Origin of the sequence: Bradyrhizobium sp. CCGUVB1N3, from assembly GCF_024199925.1 — a bacterium.
GTDB lineage: Bacteria > Pseudomonadota > Alphaproteobacteria > Rhizobiales > Xanthobacteraceae > Bradyrhizobium.
In genome coordinates, this window is sequence record NZ_JANADR010000001.1 from 8,347,592 (window position 1) to 8,362,779 (window position 15,188).

15 protein-coding genes are annotated in these 15,188 nt (G+C 63.4%); 9 read left to right on the forward strand and 6 right to left on the reverse strand.

What is annotated here, in order from left to right; translation table 11 throughout:
• Window positions 1-31: 31 nt before the first annotated feature.
• Window positions 32-493: a hypothetical protein gene (locus NLM33_RS39425; protein WP_254103770.1), complete on the forward strand. Its 462-nt coding sequence runs from the start codon at window positions 32-34 to the stop codon at window positions 491-493.
• An 8-nt stretch (window positions 494-501) separates the two neighbouring features.
• Complete coding sequence (locus NLM33_RS39430) at window positions 502-2,736, forward strand: AAA family ATPase (protein WP_254103771.1); 2,235 nt, start codon at window positions 502-504, stop codon at window positions 2,734-2,736.
• Window positions 2,737-2,933: 197 nt separating this feature from the next.
• On the opposite strand, the gene NLM33_RS39435 is transcribed toward NLM33_RS39430, so the two are convergent.
• From NLM33_RS39435 to NLM33_RS39460, 6 genes are all read right to left on the reverse strand, one after another.
• Window positions 2,934-3,383: a hypothetical protein gene (locus NLM33_RS39435; RefSeq protein ID WP_254103773.1), complete on the reverse strand. Its 450-nt coding sequence runs from the start codon at window positions 3,381-3,383 to the stop codon at window positions 2,934-2,936.
• Between the two features lie 240 nt (window positions 3,384-3,623).
• Entirely contained in the window at window positions 3,624-3,890 is a 267-nt protein-coding gene (locus NLM33_RS39440) for a hypothetical protein (protein WP_254103774.1), read from the reverse strand.
• Complete coding sequence (locus NLM33_RS39445) at window positions 3,878-4,660, reverse strand: hypothetical protein (RefSeq protein ID WP_254103775.1); 783 nt, start codon at window positions 4,658-4,660, stop codon at window positions 3,878-3,880. Before NLM33_RS39445 ends, NLM33_RS39440 begins: the two co-directional genes overlap by 13 nt.
• Window positions 4,657-5,247: a hypothetical protein gene (locus NLM33_RS39450; protein ID WP_254103776.1), complete on the reverse strand. Its 591-nt coding sequence runs from the start codon at window positions 5,245-5,247 to the stop codon at window positions 4,657-4,659. Before NLM33_RS39450 ends, NLM33_RS39445 begins: the two co-directional genes overlap by 4 nt.
• Window positions 5,248-5,327: 80 nt before the next feature.
• Window positions 5,328-6,134 carry a metallophosphoesterase gene (locus NLM33_RS39455; protein ID WP_254103777.1) on the reverse strand — a complete coding sequence of 269 codons (807 nt, stop codon included), beginning with the start codon at window positions 6,132-6,134 and terminating at the stop codon, window positions 5,328-5,330.
• 19 nt (window positions 6,135-6,153) lie between these two features.
• Window positions 6,154-6,696, reverse strand: a complete 543-nt coding sequence (locus NLM33_RS39460) for a hypothetical protein (RefSeq protein WP_254103778.1) — start codon at window positions 6,694-6,696, stop codon at window positions 6,154-6,156.
• A gap of 193 nt (window positions 6,697-6,889) precedes the next feature.
• Here NLM33_RS39460 and NLM33_RS39465 point away from each other — a divergent pair, with 193 nt between their 5' ends.
• From NLM33_RS39465 to NLM33_RS39495, 7 genes are all read left to right on the forward strand, one after another.
• Window positions 6,890-7,105, forward strand: coding sequence for a hypothetical protein (locus NLM33_RS39465; RefSeq protein WP_254103779.1), 216 nt, complete (start codon window positions 6,890-6,892; stop codon window positions 7,103-7,105).
• A 179-nt stretch (window positions 7,106-7,284) separates the two neighbouring features.
• Complete coding sequence (locus NLM33_RS39470; RefSeq protein ID WP_254103780.1) at window positions 7,285-8,607, forward strand: metallophosphoesterase; 1,323 nt, start codon at window positions 7,285-7,287, stop codon at window positions 8,605-8,607.
• Entirely contained in the window at window positions 8,607-9,686 is a 1,080-nt protein-coding gene (locus NLM33_RS39475) for a GTPase-associated system all-helical protein GASH (RefSeq protein ID WP_254103781.1), read from the forward strand. Before NLM33_RS39470 ends, NLM33_RS39475 begins: the two co-directional genes overlap by 1 nt.
• Entirely contained in the window at window positions 9,686-10,693 is a 1,008-nt protein-coding gene (locus NLM33_RS39480) for a hypothetical protein (protein ID WP_254103782.1), read from the forward strand. Before NLM33_RS39475 ends, NLM33_RS39480 begins: the two co-directional genes overlap by 1 nt.
• Window positions 10,694-10,710: 17 nt before the next feature.
• Window positions 10,711-11,562 (forward strand): hypothetical protein, encoded by an 852-nt coding sequence (locus NLM33_RS39485; protein ID WP_254103783.1) that lies wholly within the window; start codon window positions 10,711-10,713, stop codon window positions 11,560-11,562.
• Complete coding sequence (locus tag NLM33_RS39490) at window positions 11,559-13,490, forward strand: hypothetical protein (RefSeq protein WP_254103784.1); 1,932 nt, start codon at window positions 11,559-11,561, stop codon at window positions 13,488-13,490. Before NLM33_RS39485 ends, NLM33_RS39490 begins: the two co-directional genes overlap by 4 nt.
• A 116-nt stretch (window positions 13,491-13,606) precedes the next feature.
• Entirely contained in the window at window positions 13,607-15,076 is a 1,470-nt protein-coding gene (locus tag NLM33_RS39495) for an HNH endonuclease (protein ID WP_254103785.1), read from the forward strand.
• Window positions 15,077-15,188 lie beyond the last annotated feature (112 nt).

Genomic DNA, 15,188 nt, shown 5'->3' on the forward strand with positions numbered 1-15,188 from the left:
CCCTTCGCCGTCTGATCCGCAGGATGTCGCCATGACCAAGTCGATCCTTCCAGAGCTGCTCGAAGATCTCGAACGATACCTCGACGACCGCGCCAGCGCGTGGCTCTCGCAGGAAGGCGAAGCCCTGCCGACCCTTCCGTCGACGGTGGACGGCAAGGTCAACGTCCGGGCGATCACCGCCGCGTTGGGCCGTCCGCAGTCGCAGGAGCAGCACCTCTTCAAGAAACCGGAGCTGCGCGCGGCGATCAACGCCGTCGCGATCGAGCAGAAGCTGAAGCCGATCGGCGAGCGCCATCAGTCGGAAGAGGTCGACAAGGCGGTGGCGGCGCGGATCCGGCGGTCGGACATGCGGGCAAGCGAGGCGTCGAAGCTCGCCGCGGAGCAAGCGGCCGTCATCGAGAAGCAGCGACGCATCATCGAAAGTCTGCGCGAGCAGGTCAGGATGTTCGAGGAAACCGGCCAGGTGCTCCGGACGGGCGTGGTGCGTCCGTGAGGATCGCGGTGGAAGGCATCATCTCTGAGAAGCCGTACGGCTGCATCTTCGCCGGCATCCTCGTCGAGGGCGGCGGCCGCTGCAGCGTGCGCGCCCGTTTCGATCGGCTGCTGGGGATGCCCGCGCCTGGCGACGTCTGGGAGATTGAGGGAGAGATCCGGCAGGCGCGCTTCGGGCCTCAGATCGCCGCCGCAGCCGGCCGCCGCATCCTGCCCTCAGGAGATCTGATCAAGCGCTTCCTCGCCAACCACGTCCCCGGGATCGGGCCTGCCCGCGCCGGCCGGCTGTGGGAAGCCTTCGGAGAGAACCTGCCGGAAGTCCTGTCCAGTCAAGACCAGTTGGACGAGATCGCCGCCGCGATGTCGCCAGAGAAGCCCGTCCTCGCGCGCCGTCTCGCCGTGCTCGTCACGTCGGCTTGGCAAGCCGCCGAGGGCGAGGCGGCGCTCGTTTCGTGGCTGAATCGCCAGGGCGTTAGCGACATGAAGATCGTCCGGCGCATCCACCGGGTGCTCGGACCGGCCGCCGTCGAGACCTTGGCCTTGAACCCGTTCGTCATGGTCCCGCTGCTGCCGTGGAAGCAGATGGACGAACTGGGCCGCCGGCTGCTGCGGGAGGACGGCGCCGATCCCGTCCTCGACGTCCGGCGCCACGTCGGCGCGGCCGACGAGACCGTCAAGCGCATGCTCCGCCGCGGCGACACCGCGATGCCCGCCGGCGAATTCGCCGGCGAGCTCGAAGCGCTGCTGGGCAGAGCTCCGGACCGCTCCGTCGTCCACGGCGCCTTGGTCGCCGCGGTGAAGAACGGCGCCGTGCTGCGCGCGGGCGACCTGATGAGGGCTCCGGGCGCCGCCGCGCTCGAAGACGATCTCGTCGCCAGGCTGGCGGCCTTGGCCAAAGCACCGCGCGACGCCCGCGTCCCTCTCCTCAGTCCCAGCGGCTGGTCCGAACTGCTGGCCGAACTGACCGGTCCTGGCAGGACCTTGACCGACGAGCAGCGCGCCGCCGCCGTCGCCATGATGACGCGTTCGCTGGCGTGCCTGGTCGGCGGCGCCGGCACCGGCAAGACCTACACGTGCAAGCTCGTCTGCGATCTGTGGGCAAGGTTCGGAGGGCACGTCCTGCTCTGCGCATTGGCAGGCAAAGCGGCGCTGCGGCTGTCGCGTTCGACGGGGCGGCTGGCCAAGACGCTGGCCCGAACGCTGGCCGAGTTGGTCGAGCGCGACGAACTGGAGGAGGCGCTCGCCGATCCCGACGTCTCGGAAGGCGAAGCCGCGAAGATGAGAACGAAGCTCGAGAGCCTGAGTCGGATCACCGACAGGACCCTGGTCGTCGTCGACGAGGCGTCGATGACCGATCTGCCGACGATACACGCGATCACCAAGCGCCTCGCTCCCGGCAGCCGCTTGCTGCTCGTCGGCGACGAGGCCCAGTTGCCGCCCATCGGCTTCGGCAAGGTCTTTCATGAACTGGTCGAAGATGCCGGCGTCACGCTGCGGCTGACCCAAGTCCATCGACAGGCCGCCGCGAGCGGAATCCCGGCGGCGGCGGCCGCGGTCCGCTGCGGGGGAATTCCCTTGTTCTCGGAATTCGCTGGGCCGGCGGCCGGCATCTCCTTCGTCGATGCCGATCACGCCGGCATTGCGGCGGCTCTCGACGGGGTGATCGACCGGCTCGGCGATGCCGGCGAGGTGCTCGTCGTCACGGCTACGATCGCCGGCGCGGCCGGCGTCGACAGCGTCAACGGACGCTTCCACGGCCGCTTCGCGTCCGCTGGCCGGGCTGAATTCGCGGGCTTCTTCGGCCGTCGGTTCTCGGTCGGCGAGCCGACCATCTTCCTGCGCAACGACTACCGCGCCGGGTTGTTCAACGGTCTGTTCGGACGCGTCGTCGCGATCGATCCCGAAGAACGGGTCGTCGACGTGCTGTTCGACGGCGACCTCGAGCCCAAGAGGCTGGACGACGAGCACCTGGTCGATCTCGACCTCGCGTACGCCGTCACTTGCCACAAGTGCCAGGGGTCGAGCGCCAAGCGCGTGGTCATCCCGGTCTATGACAATCGGCTGCTCGACCGTTCGTGGCTCTACACGGCGATCACCCGGGCCGAGGAGCAGGTGGTGCTGGTGGGCGACCGCCGAGCCTTTTCTGCCGCCGTGGCGAAGCCTCCCACCGCCGACGTCCGGACGACGGGTCTGCAATGGCCGCCATTCGCGAAGCCTCCTGGGCTCCCGATTACTTCTGCTTGATCCCCGGAGCCGCCCTCACGCGACCCGCCAGGCGACGGCGCGCGCAGCGCGCAAGGGAGGGTCCGCGCCGCAGGCGTGGATGCCCTTGCGCGTGAGCACGACGGTGCAATGGTCGGGCGCGGGAGAGGGGTTCCGGGGCCAGGCATTGATCCCTGGTGAGCCTGAACAGGTTTTCGCTTCGTCGGCTCGCGCGGGTGCTATTCGTCGGCCTGCCCGCGATCGATGCGGCGATGGGGGCGCTCCAACTGCTGCAGGGTCATGCCGGCTCCGATGGCATTCCGCTGCCACCGAACGAACTGCTGTTTCAGACGGGTATTTTCCGTCTCCAGCTCGCGCACGCGGGTTTCGAGAAACGCGACCCGATTCCGCAGATATTCGTCCGTGCCCGCCTTCGGCCGGCCAGGCTTGGCCGGTTTACCTTCGGCCGCCCGTTCTTTGGCGGACTTCTGCTCCCGCTCCAGGAGCAGCCGGCGCTTCGTGTCGTAGAATGCGGACTGTAGTTCTTCGTACTTCGCGAGCGTCTGGCGTTTCGCCTCCGCCTCCGGATGCTTTTTCCGGACCTCGGCCCGCACGGCCTCCCACGTGATGGTGGAATGGGGCCAGGCCAGGATCTTGGTGCGGATCCACTTCCGAATGCTTCGCGTCATGCGAAAGCGCGTATCCGCCGAACCTGCGGTCGGCCTCGGTCCGGGCTCCGGCGCCGTTCGGCCGCTACGCTTTGCGGACGGGGGAGAACCGGGAGCGCGTTTGGCCATCAATTCCGCGGGTGAAGGATTCGGAATTGTTGGATAAGCCGATTCTATCGGCTCGCCGAAGCTCAAACTCGATCGCTTCAAATCGAACTCACAAGGCAGAGCGCATGAACCGGGCTGGAGGGGCAACAGGGTCTACAGATCGGTCCAGTCGGCCGCCATCGCCTCCTCGCAGGCACGTTGAAGAAGTGCCCAGACACGCTGCTGGCGCGCATGGGCCAGGACGGAAAACTTTGCGATGCCGGGCGGCGTGCCGGTCAAAGGATTGGCTGTCTCCATGGCGATGATCCTGTAATCGCTCAGATCCGCCAGGTCGCTCACGTTTCCGATGTGCATCGTGCCGAGCGGCCGCCGGAGCGCGCCGATGCCTCCCGGCCAAAGTTCGACTGTCACGACGAGCACGTGTGGGCCTCCTTGAGATCGGTGATCGCCCGAAGGGCCGCGGCCGCGGCGGCGAGCCGCTGCGCGATGCGTTGCGCGCCCGTTCCGGGTCGGAAGGCAGCGACAAGGTCGTCGAGATCGAGTTCGGCGAGGACGGCATCGTCCAGTTCGATGGATGCCCGCCCGGCGAAGCGGCCGATCGCGGCCTTCACCACCGCCCCGGTCGGAGGCCCGAGCCGAATCGTGAGGTCGGCGGCACCGACCAGGGCGCGGGGGAGCAGGCTGACGTCGGCGGAAATGCCCACCACGGACTGGCCGCCGGCCAAGGCGCCCGACACCGCGCTTGAGCCGGAGGAGCATCCCAGGCCCCGCTGGTTAGGCCCGCTCCTGGTGTGCTGCAGCCAGCGATCGCCGAACGAGCGGCGGAAGTGGTCCGCGACCGGTAGGACCCAGGCATCCGTCGGCACCAGGATGACGACGCACAGCGCCTGGCCGTGGCGCAACTTGCGGCGCAGCTCCGGCGGGGCGGCGGCCTCGAAGGCGGCGCCGACGAGCGCCGTCATCGCATCGGGCCGGCCATCCGGAGCAAGGCCATCGGTGTCCTCCTCAGCTTCCAGGTAGAAGTTGCCCTCAATCTGGGGCTCATCGGGATCCTCGAAGCGGCCGCGGTCCCGGTCGAAGATACGGTCGATCAGAACAGTGCCGGGCGCCAGACAATGCTGGTCGACAAGGCGTTTTGGCGCCATCCGGACCGCGATCCGGGGCGAGCTGCGGCGTTTGGTCTTCTTCATGTGCGGGACCTCACCAGGGTGGACGGCCCGAGCGGCTCGGACGTCAGGTCGAGTTCGAGGAGGTTCGAGCAGGCCAGCGACATCACTGCCGGAGAGGGATCCCGGTCGCTGCTGACCATCTCGAGCAGGCGGCCGAGCTCCATCGGCCCCTCGTCGGCGAGAACCTTGAGGATCCGGAGGCGCAGAGGCACTGGGACCGGCCGGTCCCGGTAGGACCAGACCAAGCGGACGTTGGACCGGCGTGGCTCGGTCTTCAGGTCCTCGGCTGTGACGATGAGCTGCTGCAGACCCAGTTCGCGCAGCGCGATCTGGACCAGACCCTCTTCGTCGAGCGAGCGGATCCGGCGGGCGGCGACGACGTCAAGAACGAAGCGCCCGTCGTCCTTCCCGATAATGACGGCGTCGACGTCTACTTGCGCGGACCCAGCATTCGCCGCCGCAACGTGTGAGATCGCGCGGATCGCCGGATCGAGCGATGCGATCGCGAGCGCCTCTCTGAGCGCAGAGTGTCGCGCGGGGATCGGGGCAGCGGTTTTGGCGGACGAGAAGAGGTCGGGGCGGCCGCGGCGGGCCTTGGGGGAGTGCATGAGAAGGTATCCGAAACCATGGAAAGGGCGGGGCGGGTGGTCTCGGTGTGTTTGTGGTCGGCGTCGGTCATGGTCGGCCCTCAGATCTCGATGATGAGCTGCTCGTTGAAGTTCGGGTTGTCCCAGGTGGGCTCGCGGTCGCCCCACGGGCCGTAGCCTTTGGCGTTGCTCACGACCCTCGTCTCGCCGATCACGGCGTCGAAGGACTCATGGGTATGCCCATAGATCCACAGGTCCGCGGGCCGCAGCGCGCCGCGACCCTCGTCGGGCGCCGTCACCATCAGGTCGGTGAGATCGCTATAAAATGCCGCGGTCAGAAGCTCGTCCGGCTTGGGCGGCTCCGACAGGCGCGGCTCCGGGCGCCGGCAGGCATGGTGGGTCACGATCACAAGGGGACCAGGTCGATCCTTGCGGAGCTCGGCTTCGAGGAAGGCTCGGGACCGCCTGTGCCTGGCCAGCGCGTGCGAAGGACGAAAGCGCTGGGCGTAGCGGTCGGTCCTGATTTTCTTGAAGTCGTTCATGCGCTCCGCCGCGATCGCCATCTCCCGGCGCTGATCTCCGAACAGCGCGAAGTCGGTCCAGAGAGTGCAGACGACGAACGTCACGTTGCCGATGCGGACGGTCTCATTTTCCAGAGGGTTCACGTTCGTGCCGGCCGCGGCCGCCTTGGCCTTCTCGAGCGTGCGGTCGATGTCCTCGCCGTAGGCTTCGTGATTACCCATGCAGTAGATCACCGGTCGGTCGGGCACTCTATCCAGCAACCACTTCACGCCGCGCTCGGCACGCGGCGTTAGGTCGCCGGCGACGATCATGACCTCGAATTCCGGTCCCGCCTCTCCGGCCGGCAAGTCCCAGCCCCGGGTGAGTTCGAGGTGGAGGTCGGACATGGGCCAAAGCTTCACGGCGCTACTCCTCGACCGGAAGGGAGGCCGGATCGACCTCCGTGAAGGTGTCGGTGTCGCGGTCGTAGCGGCGGCAGGTGATCTGGCTCCGGTCGTCGCCGGCGACGTAGCTGACGATGTAGATGTTCTCGAGCCCCGGCCGGCTCTCGACGGGCGCCCGACCCTCCGCGTGCACCGTGCAGCGGGTGGTCAACCAGGCGCCGCCGTGTAGACGACCAGGCTCGCCGCACACCTCGCAGCAAGTCGCGCTGCGGGCTTCGGCCAGCGCGATGGCTTCCTCGACCTGGATGGTCGCCTCCGGAGACAGCCTGCCGTCCCAGTAGACCCGCAGGGTCCCGTATTTTTCCTTGATCTGGCTGAACCTGAAGTCGCCGCCGGCGTGGGTCGCCTTCCGGATCCGGACGCACAGCCGGTCGAGCAAGTCATGCCAGCCGGGGCCGCATTCGGGGGCGCCTCGGGCCGCAAAAGCGGCGTCGCAGGGCGGGGCGAAGAGGTCGCGGTGAACCTCGACGAGCTCGACCCTCCAGTTTCCGACGCTGCCCGACATGACTGACCTTGAACGCCACCGTGAACGAAACAAGAACATTCAGACAGGAAGATCAGCTGGAGTCAAGGGCTTAGCGCGGCATTCTTATATAAGAAGCGGATGCCTTCTTATATAAGATCTCGCTGGCGGCGCTGGTGCCGGGGCCGCTGCGGCCGTATGGTTAACGAAAGGTAGTCGCGCAACGGACGGATGAATGACCGGTAAAAAGAAGACGCCGAAACGGGGAAAGCGAACCCCGATAGGGGACAGGATTCAGTTCCTGACGATGATGCATCCGGACGTCATCGCGGACATCAAGCAGGTCGGCATCGACGAGCATCGGGCTGCGTGGGACGTGATGGAGCAGGCTGCGCGGGAGTTCCTGAAGCGGTGGAAAGGTCGGAAAGCGTCGGCCGGTTCGCAGCAATAAATCTCATGAAGTCAACGAAGTAGCTACCACAAAGCGGTGGAAACGCGGCTCGGGACCCTTGATTGAGCTTGCCGCCGAGCACAACGCATGGGACGTTCCCAAGGTAGCCTAAAACGAGAACGCTTGTGCGCGGCGGCGACCGCCGCCACGATCTCGCCCGAACTGGAAGCCCTACCTAAATGCTCTTTGTGCACCTCTCTGACATTCATTTCAAAAAGACCGAGATCGGGCAACCGGACGATCCGAATCTAGCGTTGCGCAGCGATATCATTCGCGACGTGCGGCGAATGCGGAAAGAGATTGGTAGGCCAGCGGACGGCATCCTGCTGACGGGAGACGTCGCCTTCGCCGGTCGTGCGGAGGAGTATGCCTTCGCCTACGCATGGCTCGAAGAGAAGCTTTGCCCGGAGGCGGGATGTAAGATCGACGACGTGTTCGTGATCCCCGGCAATCACGATGTTGATCGAAACGCCGAGAAGGACATCGCGCAGAGCATGGCTCGCGAAGCCCTCCGTGCAACGCCGGTCAAGGACGTGAACGGTTACCTGAGGCAATGGTTGCGCAGCAAGCTCGCCTCAGGCGTGATCTTTGGGCCGATCCAGGAGTACAACAGGTTCGCGGCCAAGTTCTTGTGCCTGCTGAAGCCCTATATCGACAACGACGGAACGGAAGACCTTGCCGCACGGCCATTCGCCCGACGCGATCTCCCCCTGAACGATGGTTCGACGCTGCGCCTTTGGGGGTTCAACACCGTCCTGGTGTCCGACATCACGGACGCAAAGGAACGCATGCTGATTGATCCGGCCGCCGGTCAGATCGAGGAAGAGGACGGCGTCTGCCATATGGTGATGGCGCATCACCCGTTCGAGTGGCTCAAGAACGGCCGGGACTTTCAGGATCGGTGCGAGAAGATCGCGCAGATACAACTGTTCGGCCACGAACACACGCGGCGCGTTGACGAGGGAAAACATTTCCTGAGGATCCGCGCCGGCGCGATGCACCCGGACCGGGACGAGCGTGACTGGAAGCCGGGCTATAACTGGATCGACGTGTCGGTCGATGGGGCCGACGATAAGCGTAAGCTTGTCGTCAAGGTGTGGGTGCGTCAATTCGAGACGAACGACTTCCTCGGCGTCCCCGACCGGAAGGGAAATCCGGTCTGGGAGAATGCCTACGATTTGCCGGATTGGACGGCGCCGAAAACCCCCGCCGCTGAAACCGCAAAAACGGAAGTGAGTGCGCCAGTGCTGGAGTCCCCGACCATGACGACGTCAGCCCCGCAGCCGCCGCCGACCATCAGGAGCGTGACGATCAAGCTGTTCAAGCTGAAGGAGCACGAACAGCGTCGCGTGATCACGTTGCTTGGCCTCGACAGGCCGAATGATCGGGAGATGAAAGATTACGAACTCGTCGTCGCCGCGGTGAAGAGAAGCGACGCGCTGGGGGTGCTTCCCGAAATGGAGCGCCTCATCGATAGGACGTTGGCAGGGGAGCCGCTCTGATGACCGCTGAATTCGACTTCATTCAATCTTACAGAGATCTTGACGAAGGTGCTTCCCGCAACGTCGTTGAGGCGAGGCAGAAGAGTTTCGAGAAGCTGTCGTCGTCGATCGACAACATGGGGCAGATCTACGATCTTTGCCGTCTCGCGTATCAGGTTGAACCCTTCCCCGAACGCCCATGGTTCGAGGACGCCGTTCGGGAATTTGATCCGCATTTCGTCGCCAGCAAGGATAAGGTCGACGCTGGGCGGATCGCCGCTTTGCTTCTTCGGCAGCGGATGGCGTCATCGGGATCCTATGCGCCGCTGGCGATCCTTACGACGTCGTACTGCGGTCGAAGGCATTCCGCCGACGGAGATGTTCTGACGACGCAGGCGAACGAAGCATTCGTCGCCGCGGTCCGCAATCACAGGGTCTCGAGCGGAGCAAAGCTGGGGCCGGCGCCGAAGCTGAAAGCGATTACGACGGAAGTCGACGCGGTGAACAGCCACAACCCGCTGCCCGGCAACATTGCCAAGGCCGCGATCGACGCTGCCATGGCGTCGACCGACGCCGCGGTCAAAGCGCTATCTGATAGCGTCCGGGGCCCCATGGACTCTGCGCGTGGCGACATCGTGCGGCTCGCCGAAGAAGTAGACATGTTGTGGTGGTGCATCGGCGACTGGCACGAACTGCTGGACAAGCCGCGCACGGAAACTGCGGTCGGATTGAAGATGGTGGTATCTGGCATCGAACTCGGGACGATGGTCCGCCAATTGCCGGGCCCCTACGGCGCCCACGGAATCCTGAGGAGGATTTCGGGGGCTGAAGCAGACGGCAAGTCTAGCCTGAAGGCCGCGATCAAATCGCTGTCCCAGGAGGATGCGTCCAAGCTTTCCAAGGACGTTCCGCAGGCGTCTAAGGCCCTGTTTCCCGTCCACGCGGCGATCCAGTTCGTCGCGCAGCTCGGCCCGGCCGCCTGGGAAGCGGAATTCGCGAAGGTCGCGCCTGACGTCGCGGCCGCGAAGATGTCGCCTTTCGAACTCGGGATTCAGGCATTCCGCGAGCGTGCGCTGCTCGGACATGGCGGACTCAACTGATGAATGCGGCAGCGCCGATCTGCAATTACACCGGTTGCAAGGTCCAGATCGATGGCAAGTGTGCGCTCGGCCGGGATCCGGTCGAGAGCTGCGAGAACTATGCAGCCGATGTCGAAGTGACCGAAGCACTGGACGAGCCGGAAGAATCGAGGACCGTGCCGCCGGTCCAGATTTGGGCCAGTGACAAGTTGCTTCTTGCGGATTACTCCGCTCTATCGAGGCGACGCCGACTTAGGACGGTGGCTCTCGTGGGAGAGGAGAAGGTCGGCAAGACTACCTTGCTTTGCTCGATTTATGCGATGTTCTGCAAGGGTGCGTTCGCCGACCTGACGTTCGCCGGCAGCGAGACATTGCTCGGATTCGCCAAGCTTCAAGCGTTCACGCTGCTGAGTTCCGGACGTTCCTCGCCAACGGTGCCGCGAACGAGCAGGCGTGATCCGCTGGCGTTCTTCCATCTCGCCCTTGCTCGCAGCCGCGGAGATGTCGTCGATCTGGTGATCGCTGATCGGTCCGGAGAGGCATACGCGGCCGCTCGGACCTCCACCGACCTCATCGGGACGCTTGACGAATTCCGCCTGGCTGACCGGGTCTGCTTCCTGCTCGACGGCGAGCGGCTCGCATCGAAGGACGATCGGACGGCCTATACCCGGAATTTCCGGCAAATGATCAACGCGCTTCATGACAACGGCGCTCTTGTCCGCGCCAATGCCGTCGAGATACTTTCGACGAAGCTGGACATCACGCGCCGTAGCGATGCCGCGGACGTTGGCTTCTTAAGCGATTTCGAGGCCCGTGTGGTATCCGACTTCACTAAAAAGGGCCTCGCTATATCTTCGCACGAAATCTGCGCTCTGCCGAAGGCGGACCGAACGGTGGGCATCATCGGGCTCGACGATCTGGTCCGGCGCTGGACGCAGCCCCTGCCGCTTCCCGACGTGGCGCCGTGGCCCGTTGTCGACGCGCCCCGTCAGATCGATCGGTTGCTGTCGAAGATTGCGGGAGGTTAGTGATGGATAGGCGCTGCATGGTCTTCGGCATTCAGGAATCGGGCAAGACCACCTTCGCGGCCGCTCTATGGCACCTGGTGGATAGTGAAGAGATTCCCACGGCCCTGATCAAAGGGAAACACGTCGGCGATTTCAGCTACCTGCAGGAGATCTCCGGATCGTGGGCCGAAGGCTACGAAGTCGAACGCACGAAGTTGCAACAGCTCGAGCCCATCCGCGTGAACCTGCTGCACGCGGCGTCGAACAACGAGATGACGTTGGAGTTCGACGATCTGTCGGGCGAGACGCTAGAGCAGGCCTTTGCGACGAGATATTGTCCAGAGACATTTGTCGAGATAGTCAAAAGCGCCGAAGGCATGCTGCTGTTCCTCAGCGCGAACCGGAAGAACGACGACGCGGTCACGATTCTGGACGTATTCGATGCGGAAGAAGATGCGGCGCAACCAGTGGCGGATCCCAACCATTGGGAGCCGAAGAAGGCTCCGTTGCAGGTCCAATTGGTGGATCTCCTCCAGTGTCTGCAGCGTCCGCCTTTCGAGGCGAGGCCGATGAAGGTAGCTCTGGTGGTCTCGGCCTGGGATCTGGTGCCGGAGGGAACCACGGACGCTGAGAAGTGGTTGCAGGACCGCTATCCTCTCCTCTCGCAGTACCTTAATAATGCTGAGAGCATCCTAGATCTGAGGGTCTACGGCGTATCGGCACAAGGGGGGCGGCTGTCTAAGAAGAAGGATGGGCCGGGGCCCGATCGCGAGGAGCTGCTGGCGATCGTGCCGGCAAGTAAGCGAATTCGCATTGTCGGCCCAGAGGTCGCCGAGCACGACATTACCCGCCCCTTGCTTTGGCTGGCGGATTTGGAGTCTCCTGTTTGAACGCCGCCTCGCGCGATACCATTGACCAAGCTCTGTTCGGCTATGCCGAGGGCCATCGACAAATCGCGTCGTCGGTTCGCTTGCCTCCGAAGGATCTCTATCTTCTCAGCGCTGCGAGCGATCTCGCCAGCGGAGCTCGCCTCGGCGAACGAGACAGCTACCTGTCCGGACTGCCGTTGCCTGAATCGCGAAGATACGCCCTGTTCCGGACCTGGGCTGCCCCAGAGATGCCGCGCCCCGGCTGCGTGTGGAGCCATGTGCTTTTGCTTGGCCCAAAAATATCTGCTTCCATTCCGGCGCTCTCGGAAGTCCTGCCGTTCTTCCGTCGGCCGACCGCGAACGATACGTCGTCTTACGGAGACCCGCTGGACATTTCGTTCTCACAGTTCGCCGAGCCAGCCAGCGGCCATCTGATCTTGGAGATCATATCCAGTTACTATACTGTTGGACGAGCGACCCTTTCGCCCGATAGCGGCGACGATATCGAAAATGCTGTCTTGGCCGTGTGGTCCCAACAATGGCCGCGCCTCAGATCGTCGTTCTCATTCTGCACGGCATCGTTGAACGAAAATCGCCGAACGGAGCAGAGCGATTACAACGTTCAAGTCGCTCCGCTTGACGAGGCGACCTCGATCAGCCGCGAAAGATGGGTTTCTTACGCGGCTGCCGACGCGGCCCTCAACAAGGTGACGCCGCTACGGCGCTTCTTGTGGCGCTACGGTCGCGATATCTCGGCCCCTCGGCGTCAGTATCAAATGATCGTAGATCTGTACCTGCGTTCCGATGGCGCCGACGTCCTCTCGTCGGATGCGGCCTTTGAGGTATTTCGGGCTCTCCCGGATCCGTCGGACGGCGCGGTGCTAAAGCGAGACATCCTCGGGATCGGCCCGAGCTCGCCGCGCCTCGTCGCCGCGATTTCCGCTGTCGATCTGCTGCAGCTCCTGACTTCGGAGGCGCTTCCAGAAATCCCTACGCCTGTTCAGGTTGGAGCCAGGCTCGAGGAATTGTCTTCGCGGCAGATCGGCTCCGTCGCCTGCTACTACGCGGCGAACAAGGAAGCTCTGTCGGCATGGAAGGAGAAAATCCTCGGAGCTATTGTGGCGCTGGCCGACAAGTCGTCCATCACGACGGAATACCCGAACGACATGATCGCTGACGTCCTGCTCGCGCGTGAAGATCTCGTCGATGCCGACACTCTCCCACTCGTCTCAAATGAAATTCTGCTGCAGCTTATCAAGGAAGATTCGTCCGTCTCCTTGGCTCAGGCCGTGACGAAAGAGATGGTCCGGCGCGACATGGGTGATCTCGAAGACGCCATGATCTCCTCGCGTCCCGAGCTCGTCTTCCGGTCCGCAGTCGAGGCCTACTGCGGGAACCAGCTCCATAGATCGTGGCTGGGTCGCCTGTCTAATCGCGTTGGTACGATCCTTGCTGCGGACTGGCTGTCGCAATTGAAGTCGACAAAGGAATTCGCAGCGGCGCTTTCGATTCTCCGCTACCCACGTTACCTCGCGAAAGGCAGTACAGAGATCGCGCAACGTCTGTCAGATATGGCCGACGACGCGCAGGGCGACGAGCGTACGACCATGCAGGCTGCCTTGCTCAGGAGCGCGATCGATGAAGGATCCATACAAAGCTGGAACCTGATTTCAATCGTGCTGCCCGAGCTCCGCGTGGTTATTATCAACGCGGGCCTCTCGCGGACCGCGGAGTCGATGCTCGTCAACGACCTGCCGCATTTCTATTCGGCAGGGTATTGGGACCTCAATAAACGAATCCTTTTGAGCTTGTCGAAACTGTATGCCGTCGCAGCAAATCGCGAGGTGCTGGACCGGTTGGCCCTCACTTCCAACGAGATGGAGCTCGTCTTGTTCGGCGAAGAACGCAACTCCAAGAACCCCTTCTCGAAAATCTTTCCTTGGCTGTAGGAAGGACTTGCCTTGAGATTCAATCGGGCCGGTCTGGCCTACGACTTGACCGGAGAGTAGAGCGCTGCTCAATCAGGCAAACGGCCCGGACTCGGGCTCCGTCGGAGGGGACGCCCGTGGCGTTTAAGACCTTAATCGAAGCCGCCATGCATCTCGGCCTAAGGGTCGAGACCGTGGAGCACCTGACGAAGTCCTGCCCCAAACCGGGAGAGGATCGCAAGCTGAAGTGTATGGCTACCGAGACGGGCCCCTTGTTCGATGAGGCCGAACTCGCGGCCTACATGGGGTACCTTGCACAGCCTTGGCCTAAGCCGAAGGGCGGCGGACGTCCCCACATTCCAAAAGTGATCAGTGACGACGTCAAAGATGAAGCGCACTATGGGTGCGCGATATGCGGCTCGATGGACAATGGAGAGGTGGCGCATATCGAAGCTGTCGCCCAGACGCTGAATAACGCGCCGGCCAACCTGATCTATCTGTGCCCGAACCACCATGCCAAGTACGACCTTGGGTTCAAGCCATCATCCAACATCTCGATAGAGGTCGTGCGTGCGGCGAAGCTTCTGAAGAGGTCGTCCCGGTGCAGGATTCTGAAGTTTGAGGCCAACGCTGCACAGCTGCTGAATTCGATGCTGCATTTCTTGAAGGATGCGGAGAAGAAGATGGGGGCGGCGGCGGACGAAGATCATCGCTCGATCTATGTGGCGGAAATTAAGGGGTTGATGGCCTCCATACCCGACTTGACCAAAGCGGCCGAAGAGGCTGCGAAGAAGGATCTTCTGACTACGGAGCCTGAAAAGGTACTCGCCAAGGCGGCGCCCAAGCTGGCGCTGCTTGCGGCGGCCCTCACGCAGGGCGCGACGGAAAGCGACATCCGCTCGCAAGCCAAGAGCCTCGTTGATGAAGTCGACGAGATACTCATCGAAATCGACGAGGTCGATTGTCCCCACTGCGGAGGAAGAGGCCAGACAGGACTGGTAGGGGATCTGTGCAGCTATTGTGGGGGCTCCTGCGTGGTCACGCAGGACAAGCACGACGCCTACGATCGTGCGGAGCTCGATGAGGTCGATTGCCCGCGTTGCGGCGGTCGAGGGCAGACGGGCTTGGTAGGAGACCTGTGCGGCTACTGTGGAGGCTCTTGCGTTGTTTCGCGGCAGATGGCCGAAGACTATGATCCGACCGCAATAGACGAGGTCGATTGTCCTCGTTGTGGCGGCCGGGGGCAGACGGGCCTGGTCGGTGACACCTGCGGATACTGCAAGGGGTCGTGTTCGGTATCTCGGGACGCCGCAGAGAAGTACGATCCGGACGAGATCGACGAAGTCGATTGTCCCCATTGCAATGGCAGAGGACAGACCGGACTGGCCGGCGACTTTTGCGCATACTGCGGAGGCTCATGCGTAGTGAGTCACGCAAAGCGAAAAACCTACGATCCCTCCTCGATCGACGAGCAGGAGTGCCCCCACTGCCAAGGCCGAGGAACGACTGGGCTCGTCGGGGACACCTGCGCTCTGTGTGGGGGTTCCCAGGTGGTGACGGCAGCGAGAGCCGACGCCTACGCCAAGAAGCGACCTCGATCCTGGTGACCGAAAGGCGTTTTGTCCCTACTTCACGCGACAGTTTCTTCGCGATAGGAATATTAAGAGCTTTCGGTGACGCCTTTGGGTCGCGACCAAAATTCCTCATACATATCAGGGA

Excerpts from the sequence above, each read along its gene's own strand:
- NLM33_RS39425 (WP_254103770.1), top strand. The coding sequence starts at position 32 with ATGACCAAGTCGATCCTTCCAGAGCTGCTCGAAGATCTCGAACGATAC.
- NLM33_RS39435 (WP_254103773.1), bottom strand. The coding sequence starts at position 3,383 with ATGACGCGAAGCATTCGGAAGTGGATCCGCACCAAGATCCTGGCCTGG.
- NLM33_RS39445 (WP_254103775.1), bottom strand. The coding sequence starts at position 4,660 with ATGAAGAAGACCAAACGCCGCAGCTCGCCCCGGATCGCGGTCCGGATG.
- NLM33_RS39450 (WP_254103776.1), bottom strand. The coding sequence starts at position 5,247 with ATGCACTCCCCCAAGGCCCGCCGCGGCCGCCCCGACCTCTTCTCGTCC.
- NLM33_RS39455 (WP_254103777.1), bottom strand. The coding sequence starts at position 6,134 with ATGTCCGACCTCCACCTCGAACTCACCCGGGGCTGGGACTTGCCGGCC.
- NLM33_RS39460 (WP_254103778.1), bottom strand. The coding sequence starts at position 6,696 with ATGTCGGGCAGCGTCGGAAACTGGAGGGTCGAGCTCGTCGAGGTTCAC.
- NLM33_RS39465 (WP_254103779.1), top strand. The coding sequence starts at position 6,890 with ATGACCGGTAAAAAGAAGACGCCGAAACGGGGAAAGCGAACCCCGATA.
- NLM33_RS39470 (WP_254103780.1), top strand. The coding sequence starts at position 7,285 with ATGCTCTTTGTGCACCTCTCTGACATTCATTTCAAAAAGACCGAGATC.
- NLM33_RS39475 (WP_254103781.1), top strand. The coding sequence starts at position 8,607 with ATGACCGCTGAATTCGACTTCATTCAATCTTACAGAGATCTTGACGAA.
- NLM33_RS39480 (WP_254103782.1), top strand. The coding sequence starts at position 9,686 with ATGAATGCGGCAGCGCCGATCTGCAATTACACCGGTTGCAAGGTCCAG.
- NLM33_RS39485 (WP_254103783.1), top strand. The coding sequence starts at position 10,711 with ATGGTCTTCGGCATTCAGGAATCGGGCAAGACCACCTTCGCGGCCGCT.